Genomic DNA, 22,457 nt, shown 5'->3' on the forward strand with positions numbered 1-22,457 from the left:
ATTACTTTTTATCACAAATTTATTTCTTATTCTTATCCCGAACTCGGGTTAATTAGTTTCAGCAATAACTATCTTTTGATTCTTTTTTTTTATTTTTGGAAAAATTCAACATCATGCCAAATCTGATTTTATTACATGGGGCTTTAGGCCACAGCAGTCAATTTAAGCCTTATTTAGAGAAATTAAGCCCGTATTTTACCGTACATACTCCTTTATTCTCAGGACACGGGAATCGTGAGCTCCCGCAAGAAGGTATTTCTATTGAAAGATATGTTGAGGAATTAGCAGAATATTGTAATGAAAATCACCTGGCTGATGTATATTTATTCGGGCATAGCATGGGAGGTTACGTGGCTCTTTATTATGCTATGAAAGCTCCTGAAAATGTGAACTCTGTAATGACGTTGGGAACAAAATTCGACTGGACTGAAGAACAGGCGCTTAAAGAAAGTAAAATGCTTAATCCTGATACTATTCTCGAAAAGGTCCCGCAATATGCCCAACTTTTAGAGTCTCAACACGGCTCTAAATGGAAGCAGCTGCTTCCGGCCATTGCTGATCTTATGATTGATCTGGGAAAAAAACCACCTTTGGAAGGCAATTTCGCCAATATTAATATTCCTGTCCAAATCATGGTGGGCGACCAAGACAATATGGTAACTATGGAAGAAAGCATAAGGGTTTACAGAAGTCTTCCTGAGGCGAAACTGGCTGTACTTCCCGGCACAAAGCATCCAATGGATAAGGTACGCCCTTTTTTATTATTGGATATGATAAAAGATTTCTGGAACCTTTCCTAAACTTATCTTTGTAGTTTTTCTCCGTAGCTTAAATCTCCGGCATCACCTAACCCAGGGGTGATATAGCCTTTGGATGTCAGCTGCTCATCCAGGGCACCCACCCATATTTGAGCTTGGGGATAGGCCTTTTCAATGGTTTCAACGCCCTGTTTTGATGCAATTGCTGCCACGATGTGCAGCTGAGTCGGTTTTCCGTTGGTCAGCAGATCCTTGATCGCTTCAATCAAGGAGGCTCCCGTAGCCAGCATGGGATCAGCCACTATCAGAGGCCTTCCTTCAATATTCGGGCAGGTAAGATAGTCCTGTTTAATGGAAAAGTAATCATTGGCATCGTGCTTTCTGTATGCTGCCACAAATCCGCAGTCCGCCTTGTCGAGGTAATTCAGGATTCCCTGGAACAAAGGCACTCCGGCTCTTAAAATTGTTGTAACTACCGGCTGCACTGCAATTTCTTTCACCAGGATCTTATCCAGCGGGGTCTGAATCTCAATTTCTTTCTGTTCGAGATTTTTACTGATCTCAAAAGCGGCGATCTCCCCGATACGCTCCATATTCCTGCGGAAACGCATCCTGTCATTCTGGACCTCAACGTTACGGAGCTCATTGATCCAGGAGCTTACTAAGGAAAACTGTGTTGAAAGTATTGTTACCATAAAAACGCTATGTTTGAAAATGCAACGGAATGATGATCAGACCGATTTCATTGCCATTGAATTTATGCTTAACCTTATTCTGTTCTTTTGTTATTGGCAGTCAGCCAATCTATCTGCGGTTTTATTTTTGCCTGAAATACACCTCGATCGGGACTCCGGTGAATCCAAATTCTTTTCTCAGCTGGTTTTCCGTAAATCTTTTATACGGTTCCTTTACATACTGAGGAAGGTTGCAGAAAAACACGAATTGCGGAGATGGCGTAGGAAGCTGGACACAATATTTGATCTTAATGTATTTCCCTTTGATTGCCGGTGGCGGAGTATTCTCAAAAATCGGTAGCATCACTTCGTTCAGCCTGGAGGTTTTGATCTTCTTTTTACGGTTCTCATAAACTTCCATTGCGGTATCAACCGCTTTCAAAATCCTCTGTTTCGTCAGGGCAGATACGAATAAGACCGGGATATCCTGAAACTGCCCGATTTTCTCTTTAATGGCCTTTTCAAAATCACGCATGGTGTTAGTCTTCTTATCTTCGATCAGATCCCATTTGTTAACAAGGATTACAATTCCTTTCCTGTTTTTCTGGGCAATTCCAAAGATATTCATATCCTGGGATTCCCAGCCCTGCGTAGCATCCACCATAATAATCACTACATCAGAGTTTTCAATGGCCCGAACGGAACGCATTACGGAATAAAACTCCAGATCTTCATTCACTTTGGATTTTTTACGCATTCCGGCAGTATCCACCAGAACAAATTCATGTCCGAATTTATTGTAAAGGCTCTGGATACTGTCTCTTGTGGTCCCTGCAATATCGGTCACAATATTTCTTTCATTATCCAGCAAAGCATTCGTCAGTGTAGATTTTCCTACATTCGGGCGACCGGCAATGGTGATCTTAGGCAGGCCTTCAAACGGGTCTTTGTAATCCGTAGTCGGAAATTCTTTGACGATATCATCCAGTAAGTCTCCAGTTCCGGAGCCGGTGGCAGAAGAAATGGTGTAATATTTTTCGATCCCCAGCTGATAGAACTCCGTGGCCGGCAGCTCTTCTTTGGCGGAATCCACCTTATTCACAACAATGTATACCGGTTTATTCGATCTTCTTAAAAGCTGGTAGATCTCATGATCTGTATCGGTAAGCCCTTCTTCCACATTCATCATAAAAATGATGGAAGTTGCTTCATCTACGGCCAGCTGTACCTGCTTACGGATTTCTTCTTCAAATATATCATCAGAACCCACATCATACCCTCCTGTATCAATCACCGTAAATTCTGCACCGTTCCAGTCTGATTTCCCATAGTGGCGGTCTCTGGTAACACCCGCTGTAGAGTCTACAATGGCTTCTCTTCTTTCAAGCAAACGGTTAAAAAGTGTGGATTTTCCTACATTGGGACGCCCAACGATTGCGACAATATTCGACATAAAAAATGTTTAATAAATTAATTATTAATGAGTTTCCCCAACTTTTGGAGCTCAATTTTTTTTGCAAAGATAAGGTTTTATTATTTAGCGGTAAAAATTACCTTTTTACCGGTAAGCTTAGCAAGAAATAATTCTTTGGATTTCGGGTTCCAATTGCTGTGAGCCTACACCAAACAAAAGCAACCCGCTATAAATTAACGGGTTGCTTTTATTTTTGCCATTTTTCAATATTGGTCACATTTTCGTCACTCTTTTAAAGAAAAATTTGAGAAGCTTTATAATTAATGTTTATTTTTTTAACTTTTATAATCTTTAAAAGTAGCATAGCAGTATTAACTCCCCAGATGTATAGTAAGCCGGTCATGTTAATTAAGCCTGACACAAAAATAACAACCGCGCAAATTATGCTTTAACAGCCGTTATATATTATTACTTCATCTGTCAGGATAAAGACAGACAAGATCATCTCTTTATTTGTTTAGGAACAATTCATCATCCATTAATTCATAACGAAATAGAGAAGTCATAACTGTTTATTTAGATTTAATCCGCTATGAAAATTGCTAATATAGAAGATGGAGAAGAATATGTTGACCATACAAAAGTCCCTCCATAAGACCCTGTGGTGCTACCATTTGTATAAACATCTTTTATTACTGTATCAATATTATAAGTTTGTCCTTTTACAAGGTTTATCTGGCCAACGATTCCTGTCGTTACAGGGTTTTGTCCTGCCGAAGTAGAACCAAAAGGTGTTGACATACCATAGAGTGTTTCGGTTCCATTAACTCGTATAGCAATCTGGGTATTAGTAAAAGCAAATGATCCAGGATTTTCATATAATGCCGTATAAATGTTTGCTTGTATAATTAACTTACCATTAGCTGGTGCTGTGTAACTATAAGCCAAACCTGGAATCGGATTAAATGTAGTGGAGCCGTTTATACTCCTTCCGGTACTAAATACATTAAAGGCTATGGATGATTGTCCGCTGACTGCACTTAGATCAGTCCATGAAGGAGCTGTGCCCGGACCATTAGATATAAGCATTTGCCCTGCTGTCCCTGCACTTCCCGCAGTAGATGCATTTCCTCCTACATTAAGTTCATTTGTGACCTGTAAGGAGCCGTTTACATGTAAGTTTTTTTGAGGAGTTGGTGTATTAATCCCAACCTGAGAGTACATAAATAGCGAGCAGATTACCGCTGATAAGGTAAAAATTCTTTTTCTCATTTTAAATGTTTTTTTGGTAAAATTACAAAATAAATTAACATACCCAAATGTGGATCATAAAATATTGAATTTATAAAATATTTGTTATCAAACTCAAAGAACACCTACCTCAAGTATAGGTTCAGCATAATCAACCTACCATAATCGAAACATGGTAAAGCGGTCATTTTAATTTTAAGCCTGACACAACATAGCAATTAAAAGTATGGTCAGAAAGCCTTTTTATCTGTCCAAAATTTTAAAACGATATTTTCGGGCTCAAAAGGATCACCATTATCAGATATGGTATCTATTGTAAGCTGTATTCCGTGAGTTAAATCCTTATCGATTAAAAATTCTGTTTTTATTGGAGTAGAAACAGCTCCACAAAGTATATTCAAAGTTGAAAAGTCATATTTAACCCCTCTCTGCACGGGCAGCATTATTTCAAATCCGTCTTTTGTAATCAGGGAATCCAAACAATCCTTAGATACCGCAACAGTCACAGTTCCCGGAATACTGCTTTTTAATTTTTCTTCCATAATACATCATTTGTTTTTGGCTAAAATACATTTTTATTTTAAAGAAATGAAAACATTTTCATTACTGAAATCAATTGATTTTAATTCAAAATTTAGTGAATAATCACCATAAAAATTTTATAAATCTTATTACTTCACCAGAAAAAGTATATTTATAAACTATTAATAATCATATACATATATTACTAACAATATGTAAACTATATTTTTCAGCCGTATATTTTAATGTATTTATATTTGCACCCAATTTTTAAAAAAAAACATCATAACTTCCATCAAATGTATTGGCCAAAACTCTCAGCAGAAATCATTAAAAAGAAAATATTTGAAGCATTAGATAAAAATATAAATTACAATCAGGGATCTATACTTGGTCTTCCCGGAACTTACCTGAATCAGAAACAGTTTTATAACATCCCGCTTTTAAAAAAAGCCCCTTTCCTGTCGGTTTTAATAAACAATCCTAACCATATTGGCTGTCATACCTACAGTCAGGGAGAGAAATACTTTACCGGTACTCAAAAGCTTGAGATTGATTTATTAAGGATCTGTGCTGAAGAGATTTTAAGTGCACCAAGAAAGGAATATGACGGATATGTTGCTCCGGGTGGCACTGAAGCCAATATTCAGGCTCAATGGATGTATCGCAACCATTTCATGCAAGAAAACAATGCCAAAATCTCAGAAATAGGGGTTATTTTTACCGAAGATTCTCATTATTCCGTTTATAAAGGGGCCAACATATTGGGCATAACCCCCATATCTGTGAAAGTCAATCATTTTGACCGGAAAGTCAATTTGGATGACCTCACGGAACAACTTAAAAAAGCGCAGACCCAAAATATAAAGTACCTGATTGTACATTTGTCAATGGGAACCACCATATTTGGCAGTATTGATGAATCCCAGCCTTTTTTAAAGATCGTCAAACAATTTACCACCGACTATTTTGTTCATATAGATGCCGCTTTCGGAGGCTTTATTTATCCTTTTTCATCACAGGATAAAGATTTAACTTTTGAAAATCCGGAGGTCAGCTCCATTACCATTGATGGGCATAAAATGCTACAAACCCCTTATGGAACAGGAATATTCTTATGCAGAAAAGGGCTGATTGAAAAAGTGCAAACTGCGGAGGCTGCTTATGTTTTCGGCTCGGATTTCACTTTATGTGGCAGCCGCTCGGGAGCCAACGCCGTAGCGGTTTGGATGGTATTAATGGCTTACGGTTCTGCAGGCTGGACAAAGGCCATTCAAAAACTGATCAGTAAAACAGATTACCTGTGTGACACCTTAGATGAAATTGGAATCAGGTACTTCAGAAACCCATATATGAATATTGTTGCCATAGATGCTCAAGATATTTCTGAAAAATTAGCCTTAAAATATTATCTGGTAGCAGATAATTATATGAAGCCCGAATGGTGGAAAATAGTAGTCATGGATCACGTTAAAAAAAACATGCTTGATAACTTTTTACAAAAATTGAAAAGAGATAAAGCCAGAAAAATTGTATAAATAAAAACCTTAGCCTGAAATTTTAGTTCTTGATTTTTTTGGAACTTTATAAATAGGGTAATAAAAAATCTGACTGTCAATAATTCAACAGTCAGATAAAATTCGGTTCATCTCGCAATCAGACCAGATCGAACCTGTCCAGGTTCATTACTTTAGTCCATGCTGCTACAAAGTCTTTGACAAATTTGCCCTGTGCATCAGCGCTTCCGTACACCTCCGCGATAGCTCTCAACTCGGAATTGGAGCCGAAGACAAGATCTGCACGGGTAGCGGTCCATTTGGGCTGCCCTGTTGACCGGTCAGTTCCTATATACAACTCGTTATCATCTGACATTGCTTTCCATTGTGTCCTCATATCCAGAAGGTTGACGAAGAAATCATTGGTCAGTACTCCGGGACGGTTAGTGAAAACGCCGTGCTTCGAGCCATCGAAGTTGGTATCCAGCGCGCGCATACCTCCTATCAGTACTGTAAGTTCGGGAGCTGTAAGGGTGAGCAGTTGCGCTTTATCTATTAATAAGGATTCTGTTGAAACACTATATTTTTTCTTCAGATAGTTCCTGAATCCGTCAGCGGCAGGTTCCAGATGTCCTATTGATTCCACATCGGTCTGTTCCTGTGAGGCATCCATACGTCCCGGAGCAAACGGAACGGCTACATCATGCCCGGCGGCTTTTGCCGCTTTCTCTACACCGGCATTTCCTGCCAGAACAATGAGATCCGCAATGGATATTTTTTTATTTCCCGTTTGTGATTCATTAAATTCTTTCCGGATACTTTCCAGCACATGTAAAACCTTTTGCAATTGAGGCGGATTATTTACCTGCCAGTGTTTTTGAGGCTCTAAACGGATCCTTGCCCCATTGGCACCACCCCTCTTGTCACTTCCCCTAAACGTTGAGGCTGAAGCCCATGCTGTGGACACCAGCTCGGAAATGCTCAGTCCTGAGCTTAATATTTTATCTTTCAAAGCTTCGACATCGGCAGGGTCTACCAGGTCGTGATCAACTTCGGGGATCGGATCCTGCCATATCAGCTCTTCCTGAGGAACTTCAGGACCCAAATAGCGGGCACGAGGCCCCATATCCCTGTGGGTAAGCTTAAACCAGGCACGGGCAAAAGCATCGGCAAAGGCGTCCGGATTTTCGTAGAAATGTCTTGATATTTTTTCATACACAGGATCGAATCTTAAAGAGAGATCGGTCGTCAGCATCGTCGGCCTGTGTTTTTTAGAAGGATCAAAAGCGTCAGGAATAATCTCTTCAGCATTCTTAGCTACCCATTGATGGGCTCCTGCCGGGCTTTTGGTAAGCTCCCATTCATGTTCAAAAAGGTTTTTGAAAAAATAGTTGCTCCATTGGGTAGGGGTTTCAGTCCACGTTACTTCCAGACCACTGGAAATGGCATCCGCACCTTTCCCCGAATTATAGGTGCTGTTCCAGCCCAGTCCCTGGGATTCAACATCTGTGGCTTCCGGCTCTTTTCCTACATGATCGGCAGGACCTGCACCATGGGTTTTACCAAAAGTATGGCCCCCCGCTATCAAAGCCACTGTCTCCTCATCATTCATAGCCATACGCCCGAATGTATCACGGATGTCTTTTGCTGCCGCAATGGGGTCCGGGTTGCCATCCGGGCCTTCAGGGTTAACGTAGATGAGTCCCATCTGCACCGCAGCCAAAGGTTTTTCAAGGTCTCTGGAATGGATATCGCCATCCGCATCATCATCCGTAGGTAATACGGCACGGCTTTCCACTACTCCTTCAGATCCGTGTGAATACCGCAGATCTCCTCCCAGCCAGGTCTTTTCTGAGCCCCAGTATACATCCTGCTCCGGCTCCCACACGTCTTCCCGTCCGCCTGCAAATCCGAAAGTTTTAAATCCCATAGATTCTAAGGCAACATTTCCGGTAAGGATCAGAAGGTCCGCCCAGGATATCTTTTTACCATATTTCTGCTTGATCGGCCATAGCAATCTCCTTGCCTTATCAAGGTTCACATTATCGGGCCAGCTGTTCAACGGAGCGAAACGCTGCTGTCCGGCGCCGGCTCCTCCCCTGCCATCTCCTACACGGTAAGTTCCTGCGCTGTGCCATGCCATACGGATGAATAAGGGGCCGTAATGCCCGAAATCCGCCGGCCACCAGTCCTGGGAATCCGTCATCAGATCATGCAGATCCTTTTTTACCGCTTCCAGATCAAGGCTCTTAAAAGCTTCAGCATAATTAAAATCTTTATCCATAGGATTCGAGAGAGACGAATGTTGCCTGAGGATATCAATTCTTAACTGATCCGGCCACCAGTCCTTATTCTGGGTGCCTCCGCCCGCCACACTCTGTTTTTTCATGGTTCCGTTGTGAAACGGGCATTTACTGATGTCATTCAAGTCTTTTTCCATATATTTAAATTTTTTATGTTGATACGGTTCTTATCATCATGTTCTGACAAACTTACAACACTTAATCAATAAATACAATCTATCAAAATTATTTTTAAGATAGTTAAAAACTATATAAATATTAAAATTGTCATTTTATCATTAACACTTATTCAAAAATCTAATTGTGCAATTAAGTTAACATTTTTAAAGATCAATTTGAATAAAAACAAAACAGCAGGAGCGTTATTTAGAATTGCTCAAATCAATAATCCGTATTTTAGAATCAGTCCAGATATTGTTTATAAAAATTTCACTAACTTTATCTGTTAAGAAAAACCGGTTACCACATGAAAAAAGTATTGGTAGTGATCCTTGTTGCATTTATTATTATTCAGTTCTTTCCCATTGATAAAACCAACCCTCCCGTAAATCCCGGTATGGATTTTCTGAAGATCAAGCATACGCCTTCCGGAACCGCCGCCATCATCAGGACTTCCTGCTATGACTGCCATTCCAATGAAACCACCTATCCGTGGTATTCCAATATCGCACCGGCCTCCTGGCTTTTAAAAAAGCACATTGATGAAGGAAGAAGAGAATTGAACTTTTCTACTTTTGCCATGTATGAGCCTAAAAGACAGGCACACAAATTGCAGGAATGTATTGAGATGATTGAAAAGGAGAAGATGCCTTTGGACTCCTATTTTTTAGGACACCAGAATGCTAAATTGACTTCAGATCAGAGACAGGAACTGATCAGGTATTTCAAAAAGCAAAAAGAGGAAACTGAACGAAAAATGATCTTCTAAAATTGAATATCATGCAGGAAAACTGGAAAAATAAATATGTTGTGTTTTTTGACGGCGACTGCGGTGTCTGCAATTTCTGGGTACAATGGATCCTGGAAAGGGACAAAAAGGACCGGTTTATGTTCGCTTCCCTGCAGTCGGATTTCGGGCAAAAATTTTTATCCGAAAGAGGATTGAAAACAACAGAGTTCAATACCATGTATCTGTGGAAACCCGATCAGTACTATTTGATAAAATCCCGGGCGGTTTTGCAGATAGCCGGTTTGCTGGGCGGCGTTTACAGGCTGTTAGGCATCGGCAGGCTGATTCCAAGGTTTCTGAGCGACAAGCTCTATGATCTGATCTCAAAGAACAGAATGAAACTGGCTAACCAGAAATGCTATCTGCCTACACCTCACCAAAGAAAAAAGTTCATTGCAGTATAAAGCAAAAAGAGAGCGAATGCTCCCTTTTTGCTTTATACTACTGATTCAATGACCATACTGAATAGCTATTCGGAGGGCATTGTATTTTCACCCATTTATCCCCCTGGGTAGTGGGATACCAGGTGGAATGCCCCGTAAAGTCTTTTATCTGCTGGCTGCTCCAGTTGGTCTCCACCCATCTTTCCTGCCAGCCTGATGAATTGTTGATGTACACTACAAGACCCGGGTTACCGTTGTAGCCGTTACGTCTTGCAATATATTCATCGTTATCCGTATAGAGGATAGAGGTTGTTCCTGTTGCTTTGTTATTATGGATCCAGATGAGGTTGTTCAGCCTTTCCTTATCCAGCCATTCCTCATAATCCCTGTAAAAGATCGTCGGATAGCCTTCATGGGTCAGAATATAAGCATAGGCAAGCATTTTATTCCAGATGATATCAGTATCATGATTGGCCACAAATGTCACAGCCCTGAACGGGTTTCTTTTCCACATCATATCGTCATTCAGGATGTTCAGGTTACCATTGTCAAAAGCTTCATCCATTTTGTAATATGCCGCGAAATCAAATACGGAACTGTTGGCATTGTTGGCCCACCATTCCAGGGTATTCACATTAGAATCCCACAGCTCCCCTACGGAGAATCCACCTACATTCGAGTTCCAGGCATTCACTACCCAGGGTCCGAAACCTTTAACGTAATCAAATCTCCATCCATCAAATTTCATCACATTCTTGTAATATTTGCCTACAGAATCATCTCTTCCCCACAGCCAGTCCTGGACATAAGGATTGGCGTGACAAAGATCGGGAAACCCGCCGAAAGCTCCCTCATCATTGTTTCCGTACGCATTTTTATAAAAGTCATTATAATTTCTTGTAAATTTTCCTGAAGCTATTCCCGAGAAGTTGGTCCATGTATTGGTTCCGGTATAAGGGTTATATTCAGACTGGCCCCCGCTGTTATGGTTGATCACGATATCCGCATATACCTGCATATTTTCAGTATGGGCCTTTGTGATCAGGGCTTCCAGCTCTGCTCTTGACCCGAAACGGGTTTCCACACTTCCATTCTGGTTATAATCTCCAAAATCATAATAATCTGTAGGGTCATATCCCATGGAGAAGGCTCCGTTTTGTGCTTTTGAAGCGGGAGGAAGCCATACCGCCCCAATTCCGGCGTTCGACCAGTCGGTTAGTTTTCCTTTAACCGTGTTCCACCAGTTTCCACCTTCCGGAACATCCCAATAAAACCCCTGCATCAAGACTCCGCCACCCGGGCCTGAAACGAATCTGGCACCGGCAGTTCCGCCGCCTATACTGAAAGGCCTGCCGTCATGATGGGTAACATTCACAATTTTATTGTGAACTTCTGATGGTTTCGGGGACAGGATCTCATCAGTGTTCTGACATGAGTTTATAAGCCCCAGCACCACAAAAGAAAATAATACTTTTATTTTTTTCATACAACAAGTTTTTAATTATTAAACCATTAACTAAATTACACTTTTATTGATATAAATTCTAAAGAACATATAATTATCCTGTTTTTTAATAATATAACATATCAATCCGTTGCTTATAATTTCATTAAAAAATCATAAACTTTTAAATTTTCGATACATTTTTTCCATTAATCCATATATTTGCATATTATGGAATACAACACCCAAAAAATTCAGCTTTATATGCCGGAATACGGCAGGATTATACAACAATTGGTTGAGCGTTGCAAAGAGCTTCCTACCAAAGAGGAAAGGAATGAAATGGCAACTGCAATCATTGATTTTATGGGTCAGAGAAACCCTCAGCTTCGTGATGAAGAGAACTACAATCATAAACTTTGGGATCATCTTTTTATTTTAGCTAATTATGATCTGGATGTAGATTCACCATATCCTTTCCCAACCCGGGAACAGCTTTCTGAAAAGCCTAAAAAAATGGAGTACCCTAAACTTCAGGGAGATTTCAAATTTTATGGTAAAAGCATTCTTCAACTGATCGAAAAAGCCATAGAGCTTGAAACAGGTGACGAGAAGGAAGCCCTGATCGAGGTCATTGCCAACAATATGAAGAAATCCTATAATGTATACAATAAGGAACATGTAACTGATGATGTGATCTTCCGTCATCTGAAAGAGCTTTCGGAGAACAGGCTGGATCTGACGGGCATTGATTCTCTCGAAAAAAGCAAGATCTATTACACTGGCAATAATCGTAACAATAAAAGCAACAATAAAAACCAACCGAACAAAAAGAGACATAAAAACAGAAAATAATGAGTGGGACATTTCAAATAAGAGGAGGAAAAAGGCTGCAAGGCGAAATCACTCCACAAGGGGCCAAGAACGAGGCCCTGCAGATTTTATGCGCCGTATTGCTGACTGACGATGAGGTAAGGATAAAAAATATCCCCGATATTCATGATGTAAACCGGTTGATTGAAATCCTGGGCGATTTTGGAGTAAAAGTTACCAAAAACGGAAAAGGAGATTATACCTTCCAATCGGATAAGGTAAATTTTGATTATATAAAGTCTGACGAATTCAAAAAAGACGGGGCCAAGCTGAGAGGCTCCATTATGCTGATGGGTCCGATGCTGGCGAGATACGGTGAGGCCTATATGCCTACTCCCGGAGGAGATAAAATAGGAAGAAGAAGGCTGGATACCCATTTTCAGGGGCTGGTAGAGCTTGGTGCAGAGTTTCACTATGATGAGGAAGAATATTTTTATTCGTTGAGATCTAAAGAGCTCCGCGGAAAATTCATCCTGCTGGAAGAGGCTTCCGTAACCGGTACTGCCAATATTGTAATGGCCGCTGTTCTGGCAAAAGGAAAAACCAGGATTTATAATGCCGCCTGCGAGCCTTATTTACAACAGCTTTGTAAAATGCTGAACAGAATGGGGGCTAATATTTCAGGAATCGGCTCCAACCTGCTGACGATCGAAGGTGTTGACTATCTCCGCGGCACCGAACATACTATGCTTCCGGATATGGTGGAGATCGGGTCATGGATCGGTCTGGCTGCCATGACGAAATCCGAAATCACCATCAAAAATGTAAACTGGAATCAGCTGGGCGTAATCCCTAACACATTCAGAAAACTGGGGATTCAGCTTGAGCAAAGCAATGACGATATTTTTATCCCTGCTCAGGAAAACTATAAGATCCAGAAGTTTATTGACGGATCCATCCTTACCATCTCAGACGCCCCGTGGCCGGGATTCACTCCTGATTTGCTATCCATCATACTGGTAGTTGCTACCCAGGCCAAAGGAAGCCTTCTTGTTCATCAGAAAATGTTTGAATCAAGGCTGTTCTTTGTAGATAAGCTTATTGATATGGGAGCCCAGATCATTTTATGCGATCCGCACAGGGCTACCGTGATCGGCCTTAACCAGGAAACCCCGCTGAGAGGAACAACCATGACCTCACCGGACATCAGGGCCGGAAACGCACTTCTTATTGCCGCCCTTTCCGCGGAAGGGAAATCGATCATCCATAATATTGAGCAGATCGACAGAGGCTATGAAAATATTGACGGAAGGCTGAAAGCCATCGGAGCGGACATTGAAAGAATTTAAGCACCGGGGGCATTTCAGTCATTACACCTCATAAAATAACAAAGGCAGCGGAATTCCGGTGCCTTTTGTTTTGTTCAGGACGCCAATAACCGGCCGCCTGAAATTAAAACTATATGAATCTATCAAGAATATTTCCTGCATACATACTCAACAGTAGTGTTGAGAAGCTTATTTTTATCCAGATAAAATTGCAGCTGATCAAAATCTTCTGAATCCACATTGATGTACAGCTGTACTGAACCAAAGCTGCACCCTTCCACATATTCCACATTGGCAGATAAAACCCTGTGACAAATCCCCAACTGGTTATAAATAACATTCATTAAATGTTCAAATTTCATTTTCCCATTTAATTCTATTTCCAGTATCCATTCTTTTTTGGGCAGGCTCATCTTGCTTTGCAGGACCTGCGGATCAGGGTTGGGTATTATCATAGCAAAAGTTATTGGGTTAAATAAAGGATCTATGGTATCAGCCGCTAAATCTCATCACAAAAATATAAAAAATTATTAGTCTACCAAATTGATAGACTAATAATTTTACATTTGGACAAAAAAAAGAGAAGAACTTCTTCTCTTCTATAATTCCATTATTCTTTCCAATTTATCTGAACCTGCCAATCCATTAGGGTTACATCCCGGCTCACCTTCAGGAACCTTCAGGTTCTTTTGTCTGTAAAATTCTTTCCAGAATTCACTGATCTTTCCTGTATCCGGATCCACAAAGGTCATAGGTTCCAGCCTGAAGATATGATCTTCCCTGAAAGCTCTTTCAACAAAGTCTGAGCAGTAATAGGAGTTATCATTTAAGATATATTCAAAGTTGTAAGGTTTTCCCAACAGGGATTCCGCTTTTTTTATTGCAGGCGGAACGGCTTTTTGATATTCGGGTTTTAAACGGTAAACTATTACTCTTTGCCCATCATCTGCCTGATCTTTAAGAAAATCCTTCAGCAGCTGCTTTTGGGATCCGCCTTTGGGCGCGGCATGCAAAACAAAGGCCTGATTATCATTTTTCTCTAAGATCCCTACATGGTCAAAAGATATGTTTTTCTGTTTTTGTGTAACATTATTGATAGCTCCTGAAAGCCCGGTTTGCTTTGCGGTTACAAAAAGAAGATCTCCATTCCTCAGCCCTGAAAGCCGCGAACTTTTACAACCTGTAATGCATAATAACAGAAAAGTGACAGCCAATAAGTGCCTGAATAGCCTGTTACTTTTTAAAGTTTTCCTCATAGCATTCTATCCAGTCTTTCACCGTCATTTTCCTGCTCACTTCCGCAATGAGCTCAAAAGGGATATCATCCATCTTTTTAAAGCGGACACATGATTTTCCCATATCCAGCTTTCTTTTGGAATATTTGGGAAATTCCGCCACAAACCACTCCAACAGACCGGGGTTTGCATACATCCCCATATGGTAGAAGGCTATAAAATTTTTCTGGGAAGCAAGTCCTATAAAGGGTAACGGTGTGCCCGGCGCACAGTGGTAACCGGCCGGATAAGTTTCCAGAGGAACACCCCACCCTACCATTCCGTAGCTGATATTTTCCCTGAACCCTTCAGGTAAATTATCATTAATTACATCAAACAGCTTTTTAAAGACCTCCTGTCTTTCTTCAGGGATTTTGGAGATATAGTCTTCTATGGATACGGCCTGGTATTTCATTTCATTTTAATTATGAAACAAAATTACGGTAAAAATAAACATAAGTAAAATGAGGCCGGAATATTTATACGGATGAGAAGGCATTCCGTACAAATTTCAGTACTATGCAAAAGTTTTCCCGGCCTCCTGTCACTAATCTGGATGACTAACCATATCAGTAATTCATACTAATCCCTAAAGAAAATCCTGCACTTTCAGGGACAAACCGGCAAACTCCTCCTACACACAGCAATCCTCCACGCTGCCTGCCATAGGATGCCTGAATCCTGGCACTGTTTTTTCTAAAAACCAGCCCTGCGGTATAGTAATGCAGCTGTTTTTCTTTGTCAGGGTTACCATAATTGTACAGATCATTGATAAAAAGAGACCAGTTCTTTTTAAAATTATATTCAGCCAAACCAGCCATCCAATTTCCATGATAAGCGTCCGCCCACTGATGCTGTAACTCTAATTTTACAGAACTTTTCGGGAATTTATAAATATTATCCAGAACTACAGTCTGGGCCTTTACTTCACCCGATGTTTCCTCCGTACGATAGGTATTGTAATATTGATTGATAAAAACAAAAGCGATTTTCCAATTGTCTTTCAGCCTGGTTCTTATATCGATACTTTGGTCAGAATAATACCGGTCTCCTAATTTTAGGAAGTCTGTATCATATTTATCATCGTCATTGATATAAGTTCGGTAAGTACCCTTTAAACCGTACCAGTTGGACATGTTCAGAGACACATCCGTTCCGTATTTTCCACCCAGCAACGTTCCTTTTTTTATTTTATAGAAAATATCGAATTGTGAGCCTATCTCTCCTGCCTTTCTTTGAGGGAGAAAGGTAAGCTGCGGTTGTGCCTGGTAAACATAAATATTGGCGAGACTATAGTCATATTGCTTGGTAAGGGCAGGCACATAGTTCAGAATAGCGTTGTGGTAGATGTTTCCGATCTGATCACGTTGAGAATAAAAGTTGAAATTTTCCAGTCTCCTCAAACTGGCTATTACCCCAAACCGGTTTGTTGCATAGGAAAGATTGAGATAATAAGCGTTTCCCGGAAAGGCATTATTCGCATCTAACTCTGTTACCTGCTTTATATTATCTTTAAAACATCAGCATCAATGATTCTTTTGACAAGCACGAATTTTTCAACAGAATGAATTCATTATATTGCGGTTATAGCCTCTCTATTTACCCTATTCATCAATTCTGCCATAGACTCCCGAACCCGGGGTCGAAGTGTTTAGAAATTACAGCAAAGAGAATAACAGCCTACCATTATTTTAATATTGAAGAATTAAATCTTATTTTTGCCATACAAATTCTTTAAACAATGCCAAAAATTTCAAACAGGGCACTTCATATGCCGCCTTCACCGGTAAGAAAACTGGTTCCATTCGCCTTAAAGGCTAAACAAAAAGGAATAAAAGTATATCATCTTAATATCGGGCAGCCTGACATTGAGACCCCGGAAACGGCTTTAAATGCTTTAAAAAACATTGATTTAAAAGTACTGGAATATGCTCTTTCTGAGGGAAACCTTGAATACAGAAAAGCTCTTACTGAATATTATCATTCTTTGGACTTCACAGATCTGACTCCTGATAATTTCATTGTAACCAACGGGGGTTCTGAAGCTTTAAACTTTGCTATTTCAACCTTGTGCGATGACGGAGATGAAGTGATCATTCCTGAGCCTTATTATGCCAACTACAACGGATTTACAAGTACCTTCAATGTAAATGTAACAGCTGTCCCGTCCACCATAGACACCGGCTTTGCGCTGCCTCCGATTGAAGAATTTGAGAAAAAAATTACAGATAAAACAAAAGCTATCATTATCTGCAACCCCGGAAATCCTACAGGATATCTCTATACCCATGAAGAACTGCAAAAATTAGCGGAAATCGCATTAAAATATGACATTGTAATTATCTCTGACGAGGTATACAGGGAATATGTATATGACGGAAAACAGCAGATCTCAATGCTAGCATTTCCTGAATTAAGCGAAAACAGCATCATCATTGATTCGGAATCCAAGCGATATTCCATGTGCGGAGTAAGGATAGGATGCATGATCACCCGCTCAAAAAAAATCCACGACGCGGCTATGCTTTTTGCCCAGGCAAGGCTTAGTCCCGTGCTTTTAGGACAGATTGCCGCCACTGCAGCCCACCAGAATGACGGCGCCTACATCCGGGCCGTAAGGGACGAATATACCCACAGAAGAAATATACTGGTTGATCTGCTGAATGCTATTCCCGGAGTGATCTGCCCGAAACCTAAAGGTGCTTTCTACTGCGTTGCCGAGCTTCCCGTGGATGATTCCGAAAAATTCGCCCAATGGCTGCTGGAAAAATATTCCAATAATAATGAGACTATTATGGTAGCGCCTGCAGGAGGCTTTTACAGCAATCCTGAATTAGGAAAAAAACAGGTAAGGATCGCCTATGTTTTGAAGGAAGAAGATTTGAGAAGAAGTGCTGAACTGTTACAGGATGCTCTTCAAAAATATAAACTGGAATTCAATCTGTAATCCAATAGAAATGTCAGCAATAAAAAAAACGGGCATAAAAACAACTTGTTTTTCTGTATTTTTATTGCTGATATTTTCTTCTTGTAATAAAAAAACCGGGAACATTCCCGTAAATACACCTGATAAGATCACCTTTATCAGTGTGTCTGACATCGGGGGAAGCCAGGGAAACTACAGCATTATAAAAGTTACAAAAGATTCCGTCCGGCTGGAGAAAGGCATTGCAGACCTTAAAATCCATAAACAGTGGAGCGCAGGGATCAGCTCCAGAACATGGGAACAGCTTATGTCTTCATTCGATATAAGAACATTGAACAAAATCAAAAGCTCACCCAGTAAACAATCCGTAGACGGTATTGACGAAATTTTTCAGATCAGGACCACAAAAAATTCTCATATATACGTCAATTCCTATATTGATACCATTCATTACAAACAGTTTGAGAATTTTAAAATAAAATTAAATAAAATTCTTCCCAAAGAATATCAGTAAACCATGTACGAAAATTTTTCCCTAAAACCTTATAATACCTTTGGTGTAGAAGCTAAAGCCAAATATTTCACAGAAGTACATTCTATTGAGGAGCTAAAGCTTGCACTCTCCGGAAATAACGATCCTGTTCTATTTCTGGGTGGCGGGAGCAATGTTTTATTCACAAAAGATTATGACGGATTGGTGATCAAACTAAACCTGAAAGGGATCATTGAAGAAAGCCGGGGTGATAATGAGGTTTGGGTTACAGCCAGTGCCGGGGAAAACTGGCATAATTTCGTCCTGTCCTGTTTAAGAAAAAATTATGGCGGCCTGGAGAATCTATCGCTGATCCCCGGTAATGTAGGGACTTCTCCTATACAAAACATCGGTGCTTACGGTACAGAGATCAAAGATGTTTTTGTCAGCTGCAAAGCATTAAATCTTGAAACTCTGGAAACGGAGGATTTCGATCGGGAAAGATGCCGCTTCGGATACCGTGATTCAATTTTCAAGCAGGAAGGAAAGGGTAAATACGTTATTGTGCAGGTAACCTTCCGCCTGACCAAAAAACATCACATCATAAAAACAGAATACGGCGCCATACGATCTGAACTGGAAAAGTCGGGCATCCGGCATCCCAGCATTCAGGATGTTTCCAGAGCCGTTATCAGCATCAGGCAAAGCAAACTTCCGGATCCTAAAGACATCGGAAATGCGGGAAGCTTTTTCAAGAACCCTACCATCCCTTCAGCCCAATTTGAGCGGTTAAAGCTTGAATTTCCTGATATACAGGGATATGCCGGTGAAGAAATGGTAAAAGTCCCGGCAGGATGGCTGATCGAACAATGCGGATGGAAAGGAAAACAAATCGGAAATGTAGCCACCCACAGATTGCAATCCCTGGTAATCATTAACGTTACAGGGAGTGCCACGGGAAAAGAAATCTTCGATTTTTCTTCCGCGATCATCAGCTCTGTGAAAGAAAAATTCGGAATAGAACTGGAGCGGGAAGTGAATATCATATAAGCAATGCCCGATCCCATTTTTCACAACAATAAACAATTTCCTGAAGATTTAATAAAGAAAATACATTATTATCTGAAAAAATACATTACTTTAGCGTATTCCACTAAAGCCGCATCAATATGGGGGAAGCCTTATCCAACAAAGAATTTAATAAATTAATTCAGAAACATATTGATAAGAACAACTTCGTTAAAATTTATCTTTCGGAAGAAAGTCCTGATGAATCTATATTCGGATTTATTCTTAAAATGTCAGATGAATTCTTAATGGTTCAGGAAGTCTATGACTTTATCCCGAACGGCATTAAGATCATTCCGCAGGAAAGAGTCCTCAGCATCCGCAACAACAGCTTTGATAAATTCTTTAAAAAGATATTATCCGAAGAACGGCTGATAAAGACCGACCAGAAAATGGTTCAGAATATTTCCCTTAAAGACCCTGAATCTCTTTTCAGATCATTAAAAAAACAAAACTTCCACTGTATCATTGAAAGTTCTAAAAAAAAGAAAAAATTCTCAATCGGAGAGCTTTCCGAGGTGGACGATAAATCTGTAACGGTAAAGAATTATGATCCTACCGGCAAAATAGACAAAAGACCGCACAAAATCCCTTTCAAAAAAATAGAAATGATTACTTTTAACGATAATTATACTTTAATCTTCAGAAAATACCTTAAAGACTGAGAACACGTGAGCATAGGCATTCCACCTTAAAGAGCATAATAAAAAATGCTGCAACAAAGGAGATACAAGGGAAAGCAAGCGGTTTCAGAGAAATCCCTAAAGGGATCGAAACAAAGACTCAACGGCCTGATTTGGCTTCCATAAATCTGCAGAGCCCCCATCCCAGATAAACGCCTAAGGTATTAAGGATAATGTCATCCGTCTCAAATATCCCCATCCTGGTAAAGTATTGCAATGCTTCCACAATGGTAATTGCCGATATGAAGGCGAACAGCAGGCTCTTCATGTCCTTAAGCTTCGGAAAAAGCCATCCCAGAAAGCCAAATGGAATAAACATCACAATATTCCCGAGAATAATTTCGGTGATGTACAGCCACGAAATTGTAAGTTCGATGAATTTCACGGTCGCATACACGGGCACCAGCCTTGCAATATTATCTTCATACTGGAACCTTCCCATGCCAAGAAACATAAGATAGAGAAGAAACACAGTATAGGGAATAATAATAAGCCGGTAAAATTTCTTTAACATCAATTACAAATGTATTCATTTCAAAAACATTAAATTTGTATGTTAATTTAATTTAATGAAATACATCTTACTTACACTCATTTCAGCAATGCTGCTGTCTGTATCATGGCCAACTTACGGTGTTCCTTTTTTCATATTTTTCGCCCTTGTTCCTCTCCTGATGATGGAACACGGGATTTCCAGGTTTTCAGCCTACAAAAGAAAAAGCTGGATAATTTTCGGGCTTTCCTATCTTTGCTTTGTGATCTGGAACGTAGTGACGACCGGCTGGTTATACGGATCCAAAAATCCGGACGGCAGCCATTCCCTGATGGCAGTTTTATTCCCTGTCCTGGTCAATTCATTTTTATATTCCCTGGTTTTCCAATGTTATCACTGGTATAAAAATGCGCAGGGTACTTATTGGGGATTAGCATTTTTTATTGCCATCTGGATGAGCTTTGAGAAGTTCCATTTGTACTGGGAACTGACATGGCCCTGGCTGAATCTGGGAAATGTATTTTCAGAATACCCAAAACTAATCCAATGGTATGATACTTTAGGGGCAACAGGAGGAAGCTTCTGGATTCTGCTGATCAATGTCCTCATTTTCTATACTGTACGGATCTGGGAAGCGGGAAGAAAAAGAAAGGATCTCATCACCAATACCTCAATACTGGCCTTTTTAATCCTTATCCCGATGGGGATTTCATGGATACAGTATAATAACTTTAATGAAAAGCCTGTCGGACAGGTCAATGTTTTGCTGCTTCAGCCTGAGCTCGACCCTTATGCCGAAAAATATTCAAAAGACAGCCTGACGATCGAAAATGACCTGCTCAATCTGGCGGAAAAGTATTCCACAGGGAAGATCGATTATTATATTGCCCCTGAAACAGCGATTCCGGGAAGAGGATCCATTTCCGAAACGGCGTTTGAAAAAAGCCTTCTTTTAAACAATCTCAAAGATTTCCTTTCAAGGCATCCGGGGTCTGTTTTTGAGACAGGAATCTCGTCCCATCGTTATTATTTAAGCGAGGAGAACCTGCCTAAGGAAGCTTACCAGGTGGGACCGAATGTTTGGGTAGAGAACTTCAACTCAGCCATTCAGGTAGTTCCCGGCCGGAAAATAGAGGTGTACCATAAAGGAAAACTGGTTCCGGGAGTTGAGATCTTCCCTTACATGAATGTATTGAAGCCTATTCTGGGCAACGCGATGCTTAATCTGGGCGGAACAGTAGCCTCATTGGGAACCGATAAGGAAAGGGTAGCTTTTTCTAATCCTTACAACAAAGGAAAAATCGCCCCTATCATCTGCTATGAAAGTATCTATGGAGAATTCGTCGGGGATTATGTAAAAAAGGGAGCCAACTTTTTAGGGATTATGACCAACGATTCATGGTGGGGAGTAACGGAAGGGCACAAACAGCTTCTGTCTTACGCGAGATTAAGGGCAATTGAAACCAGAAGGGAAATCGCCCGTTCCGCCAACAGCGGGATCTCTGCTCATATCAATGCCAAAGGAGAAATTACCGCAGATACTTTTTACGGAGATCAGACTGCTTTATTCGCAAAAGTGAACCTTTACGACAGGATGACCTTTTATACGCGGGCAGGCGATCTTCTTTCGAGAATTTCAATTTTCGCATTGGGATTCTTGCTGTTTTATTTTTTAATCAGGAAATTTCAGCACAGGATCCAAAAAGCCGGAAATTAGAGCGGAAATCAAATATCTGCATACAATTGATCAGAGATGATGTTCAGCTGGTCAGTCCGGTCCCGTGTATATTGTTTATATAAGTTTTTATAGGTATCAGCAGATTTTGACTGAAATTATGACGCGGATTTCAATATTATTAATCAATCAGTTATTTGTAAATAATTTTCTAAAACATTTGTCTATCTCAAAAATTCTTCGTTATTTTGCACTCTCAAATATTATAGTACAAATAAGAACATCGAGATATGTCAAGAATTTGCCAAATAACAGGAAAGCGTGCAATGGTTGGTAACAACGTTTCTCACGCTAATAACAAAACGAAGCGTCGTTTTGAAATTAACTTATTGGAGAAGAAGTTTTACCTTCCGGAGCAAGATAAGCACGTAACGTTAAAAGTTTCTGCTCATGGATTGAGAATAATTAACAAGATTGGAATTGAAGAGGCTCTTGAAAGAGCAACAAGAAACGGATTTATTAAATAATTAA

General features: G+C 40.2%; 23 protein-coding genes. 12 read left to right on the plus strand and 11 right to left on the minus strand.

The genetic code is table 11. The features are described 5' to 3' along the window. The first annotated feature begins 113 nt into the window (after positions 1–113). Positions 114–800, plus strand: a complete 687-nt coding sequence (locus tag ABMQ40_RS12135; protein WP_370899942.1) for an alpha/beta fold hydrolase — start codon at positions 114–116, stop codon at positions 798–800. A 2-nt stretch (positions 801–802) separates the two neighbouring features. On the opposite strand, the gene upp is transcribed toward ABMQ40_RS12135, so the two are convergent. The 4 genes from upp to ABMQ40_RS12155 form a co-directional block, all read right to left on the minus strand. Continuing rightward, positions 803–1,453 carry a uracil phosphoribosyltransferase gene (gene upp / locus ABMQ40_RS12140; RefSeq protein ID WP_370899944.1) on the minus strand — a complete coding sequence of 217 codons (651 nt, stop codon included), beginning with the start codon at positions 1,451–1,453 and terminating at the stop codon, positions 803–805. A 121-nt stretch (positions 1,454–1,574) separates the two neighbouring features. Next, complete coding sequence (der, locus tag ABMQ40_RS12145) at positions 1,575–2,885, minus strand: ribosome biogenesis GTPase Der (protein WP_370899946.1); 1,311 nt, start codon at positions 2,883–2,885, stop codon at positions 1,575–1,577. Positions 2,886–3,428: 543 nt separating this feature from the next. Beyond that, positions 3,429–4,118, minus strand: a complete 690-nt coding sequence (locus ABMQ40_RS12150) for a hypothetical protein (protein WP_370899948.1) — start codon at positions 4,116–4,118, stop codon at positions 3,429–3,431. Positions 4,119–4,327: 209 nt separating this feature from the next. Further along, entirely contained in the window at positions 4,328–4,639 is a 312-nt protein-coding gene (locus tag ABMQ40_RS12155; RefSeq protein WP_370899950.1) for a hypothetical protein, read from the minus strand. A gap of 279 nt (positions 4,640–4,918) precedes the next feature. Here ABMQ40_RS12155 and ABMQ40_RS12160 point away from each other — a divergent pair, with 279 nt between their 5' ends. Next, on the plus strand, positions 4,919–6,157 hold the full coding sequence (locus ABMQ40_RS12160) for a pyridoxal-dependent decarboxylase (RefSeq protein WP_370899952.1): 1,239 nt from the start codon (positions 4,919–4,921) through the stop codon (positions 6,155–6,157). A gap of 118 nt (positions 6,158–6,275) precedes the next feature. Here ABMQ40_RS12160 and katG read toward each other — a convergent pair whose 3' ends face one another. Beyond that, positions 6,276–8,555 (minus strand): catalase/peroxidase HPI, encoded by a 2,280-nt coding sequence (gene katG / locus ABMQ40_RS12165; RefSeq protein ID WP_370899954.1) that lies wholly within the window; start codon positions 8,553–8,555, stop codon positions 6,276–6,278. Positions 8,556–8,884: 329 nt separating this feature from the next. On the opposite strand from katG, the gene ABMQ40_RS12170 reads away from it, so the two are divergent. Then, on the plus strand, positions 8,885–9,346 hold the full coding sequence (locus ABMQ40_RS12170; RefSeq protein ID WP_370899956.1) for a heme-binding domain-containing protein: 462 nt from the start codon (positions 8,885–8,887) through the stop codon (positions 9,344–9,346). A gap of 11 nt (positions 9,347–9,357) precedes the next feature. Then, on the plus strand, positions 9,358–9,771 hold the full coding sequence (locus ABMQ40_RS12175) for a thiol-disulfide oxidoreductase DCC family protein (RefSeq protein ID WP_370899958.1): 414 nt from the start codon (positions 9,358–9,360) through the stop codon (positions 9,769–9,771). Positions 9,772–9,808: 37 nt separating this feature from the next. Here the strand turns inward: ABMQ40_RS12175 and ABMQ40_RS12180 are convergent, their stop codons facing one another. Next, complete coding sequence (locus ABMQ40_RS12180) at positions 9,809–11,236, minus strand: alpha-amylase (RefSeq protein ID WP_370899960.1); 1,428 nt, start codon at positions 11,234–11,236, stop codon at positions 9,809–9,811. 189 nt (positions 11,237–11,425) lie between these two features. On the opposite strand from ABMQ40_RS12180, the gene ABMQ40_RS12185 reads away from it, so the two are divergent. Next, entirely contained in the window at positions 11,426–12,049 is a 624-nt protein-coding gene (locus tag ABMQ40_RS12185) for a DUF4290 domain-containing protein (protein WP_370899962.1), read from the plus strand. Beyond that, positions 12,049–13,356 carry a UDP-N-acetylglucosamine 1-carboxyvinyltransferase gene (gene murA, locus ABMQ40_RS12190; protein WP_370899965.1) on the plus strand — a complete coding sequence of 436 codons (1,308 nt, stop codon included), beginning with the start codon at positions 12,049–12,051 and terminating at the stop codon, positions 13,354–13,356. Before ABMQ40_RS12185 ends, murA begins: the two co-directional genes overlap by 1 nt. A 122-nt stretch (positions 13,357–13,478) precedes the next feature. On the opposite strand, the gene ABMQ40_RS12195 is transcribed toward murA, so the two are convergent. From ABMQ40_RS12195 to ABMQ40_RS12210, 4 genes are all read right to left on the minus strand, one after another. Next, entirely contained in the window at positions 13,479–13,790 is a 312-nt protein-coding gene (locus ABMQ40_RS12195) for an NIL domain-containing protein (protein WP_370899967.1), read from the minus strand. Between the two features lie 144 nt (positions 13,791–13,934). After that, positions 13,935–14,591, minus strand: coding sequence for a YiiX/YebB-like N1pC/P60 family cysteine hydrolase (locus tag ABMQ40_RS12200; RefSeq protein WP_370899969.1), 657 nt, complete (start codon positions 14,589–14,591; stop codon positions 13,935–13,937). Then, positions 14,569–15,024 carry a DUF1801 domain-containing protein gene (locus ABMQ40_RS12205; RefSeq protein WP_370899971.1) on the minus strand — a complete coding sequence of 152 codons (456 nt, stop codon included), beginning with the start codon at positions 15,022–15,024 and terminating at the stop codon, positions 14,569–14,571. Before ABMQ40_RS12205 ends, ABMQ40_RS12200 begins: the two co-directional genes overlap by 23 nt. Positions 15,025–15,178: 154 nt before the next feature. Then, on the minus strand, positions 15,179–16,114 hold the full coding sequence (locus ABMQ40_RS12210; RefSeq protein ID WP_370900067.1) for a DUF6029 family protein: 936 nt from the start codon (positions 16,112–16,114) through the stop codon (positions 15,179–15,181). 236 nt (positions 16,115–16,350) lie between these two features. Here ABMQ40_RS12210 and ABMQ40_RS12215 point away from each other — a divergent pair, with 236 nt between their 5' ends. The 4 genes from ABMQ40_RS12215 (at position 16,351) to ABMQ40_RS12230 (ending at position 19,740) form a co-directional block, all read left to right on the plus strand. Then, complete coding sequence (locus tag ABMQ40_RS12215) at positions 16,351–17,556, plus strand: pyridoxal phosphate-dependent aminotransferase (protein WP_370899973.1); 1,206 nt, start codon at positions 16,351–16,353, stop codon at positions 17,554–17,556. Between the two features lie 10 nt (positions 17,557–17,566). Then, positions 17,567–18,049 carry a hypothetical protein gene (locus ABMQ40_RS12220; RefSeq protein WP_370899975.1) on the plus strand — a complete coding sequence of 161 codons (483 nt, stop codon included), beginning with the start codon at positions 17,567–17,569 and terminating at the stop codon, positions 18,047–18,049. A gap of 3 nt (positions 18,050–18,052) precedes the next feature. Further along, positions 18,053–19,057 carry a UDP-N-acetylmuramate dehydrogenase gene (murB, locus tag ABMQ40_RS12225; RefSeq protein ID WP_370899977.1) on the plus strand — a complete coding sequence of 335 codons (1,005 nt, stop codon included), beginning with the start codon at positions 18,053–18,055 and terminating at the stop codon, positions 19,055–19,057. Positions 19,058–19,176: 119 nt separating this feature from the next. Next, positions 19,177–19,740 carry a hypothetical protein gene (locus tag ABMQ40_RS12230; protein ID WP_370899979.1) on the plus strand — a complete coding sequence of 188 codons (564 nt, stop codon included), beginning with the start codon at positions 19,177–19,179 and terminating at the stop codon, positions 19,738–19,740. A gap of 118 nt (positions 19,741–19,858) precedes the next feature. Here ABMQ40_RS12230 and ABMQ40_RS12235 read toward each other — a convergent pair whose 3' ends face one another. Beyond that, positions 19,859–20,272, minus strand: a complete 414-nt coding sequence (locus ABMQ40_RS12235; protein WP_370899981.1) for a VanZ family protein — start codon at positions 20,270–20,272, stop codon at positions 19,859–19,861. Between the two features lie 55 nt (positions 20,273–20,327). Between ABMQ40_RS12235 and lnt the strand changes: the two genes are divergently transcribed. Further along, the gene (lnt, locus tag ABMQ40_RS12240; RefSeq protein ID WP_370899983.1) at positions 20,328–21,968 is read left to right on the plus strand and encodes an apolipoprotein N-acyltransferase; all 1,641 of its coding nucleotides are present in this window, start codon (positions 20,328–20,330) and stop codon (positions 21,966–21,968) included. Between the two features lie 248 nt (positions 21,969–22,216). Beyond that, a complete protein-coding gene (rpmB, locus tag ABMQ40_RS12245; RefSeq protein ID WP_370899985.1) occupies positions 22,217–22,453 on the plus strand; it encodes a 50S ribosomal protein L28 in 237 nt (78 codons plus the stop codon). Positions 22,454–22,457 lie beyond the last annotated feature (4 nt).

This window comes from Chryseobacterium gossypii (assembly GCF_041361455.1).
Taxonomy (GTDB): Bacteria; Bacteroidota; Bacteroidia; order Flavobacteriales; family Weeksellaceae; genus Chryseobacterium; species Chryseobacterium gossypii.

Coding starts and splice junctions, on each gene's coding strand:
- ABMQ40_RS12195 (WP_370899967.1), bottom strand. CDS start 13,790: ATGATAATACCCAACCCTGATCCGCAGGTCCTGCAAAGCAAGATGAGC.
- ABMQ40_RS12205 (WP_370899971.1), bottom strand. CDS start 15,024: ATGAAATACCAGGCCGTATCCATAGAAGACTATATCTCCAAAATCCCT.
- ABMQ40_RS12175 (WP_370899958.1), top strand. CDS start 9,358: ATGCAGGAAAACTGGAAAAATAAATATGTTGTGTTTTTTGACGGCGAC.
- upp (WP_370899944.1), bottom strand. CDS start 1,453: ATGGTAACAATACTTTCAACACAGTTTTCCTTAGTAAGCTCCTGGATC.
- ABMQ40_RS12235 (WP_370899981.1), bottom strand. CDS start 20,272: ATGTTAAAGAAATTTTACCGGCTTATTATTATTCCCTATACTGTGTTT.
- ABMQ40_RS12170 (WP_370899956.1), top strand. CDS start 8,885: ATGAAAAAAGTATTGGTAGTGATCCTTGTTGCATTTATTATTATTCAG.
- ABMQ40_RS12230 (WP_370899979.1), top strand. CDS start 19,177: ATGGGGGAAGCCTTATCCAACAAAGAATTTAATAAATTAATTCAGAAA.
- ABMQ40_RS12180 (WP_370899960.1), bottom strand. CDS start 11,236: ATGAAAAAAATAAAAGTATTATTTTCTTTTGTGGTGCTGGGGCTTATA.
- katG (WP_370899954.1), bottom strand. CDS start 8,555: ATGGAAAAAGACTTGAATGACATCAGTAAATGCCCGTTTCACAACGGA.
- murB (WP_370899977.1), top strand. CDS start 18,053: ATGTACGAAAATTTTTCCCTAAAACCTTATAATACCTTTGGTGTAGAA.
- ABMQ40_RS12150 (WP_370899948.1), bottom strand. CDS start 4,118: ATGAGAAAAAGAATTTTTACCTTATCAGCGGTAATCTGCTCGCTATTT.
- ABMQ40_RS12135 (WP_370899942.1), top strand. CDS start 114: ATGCCAAATCTGATTTTATTACATGGGGCTTTAGGCCACAGCAGTCAA.
- der (WP_370899946.1), bottom strand. CDS start 2,885: ATGTCGAATATTGTCGCAATCGTTGGGCGTCCCAATGTAGGAAAATCC.
- ABMQ40_RS12200 (WP_370899969.1), bottom strand. CDS start 14,591: ATGAGGAAAACTTTAAAAAGTAACAGGCTATTCAGGCACTTATTGGCT.
- ABMQ40_RS12215 (WP_370899973.1), top strand. CDS start 16,351: ATGCCAAAAATTTCAAACAGGGCACTTCATATGCCGCCTTCACCGGTA.
- ABMQ40_RS12185 (WP_370899962.1), top strand. CDS start 11,426: ATGGAATACAACACCCAAAAAATTCAGCTTTATATGCCGGAATACGGC.
- murA (WP_370899965.1), top strand. CDS start 12,049: ATGAGTGGGACATTTCAAATAAGAGGAGGAAAAAGGCTGCAAGGCGAA.
- rpmB (WP_370899985.1), top strand. CDS start 22,217: ATGTCAAGAATTTGCCAAATAACAGGAAAGCGTGCAATGGTTGGTAAC.
- ABMQ40_RS12155 (WP_370899950.1), bottom strand. CDS start 4,639: ATGGAAGAAAAATTAAAAAGCAGTATTCCGGGAACTGTGACTGTTGCG.
- ABMQ40_RS12220 (WP_370899975.1), top strand. CDS start 17,567: ATGTCAGCAATAAAAAAAACGGGCATAAAAACAACTTGTTTTTCTGTA.
- ABMQ40_RS12160 (WP_370899952.1), top strand. CDS start 4,919: ATGTATTGGCCAAAACTCTCAGCAGAAATCATTAAAAAGAAAATATTT.
- lnt (WP_370899983.1), top strand. CDS start 20,328: ATGAAATACATCTTACTTACACTCATTTCAGCAATGCTGCTGTCTGTA.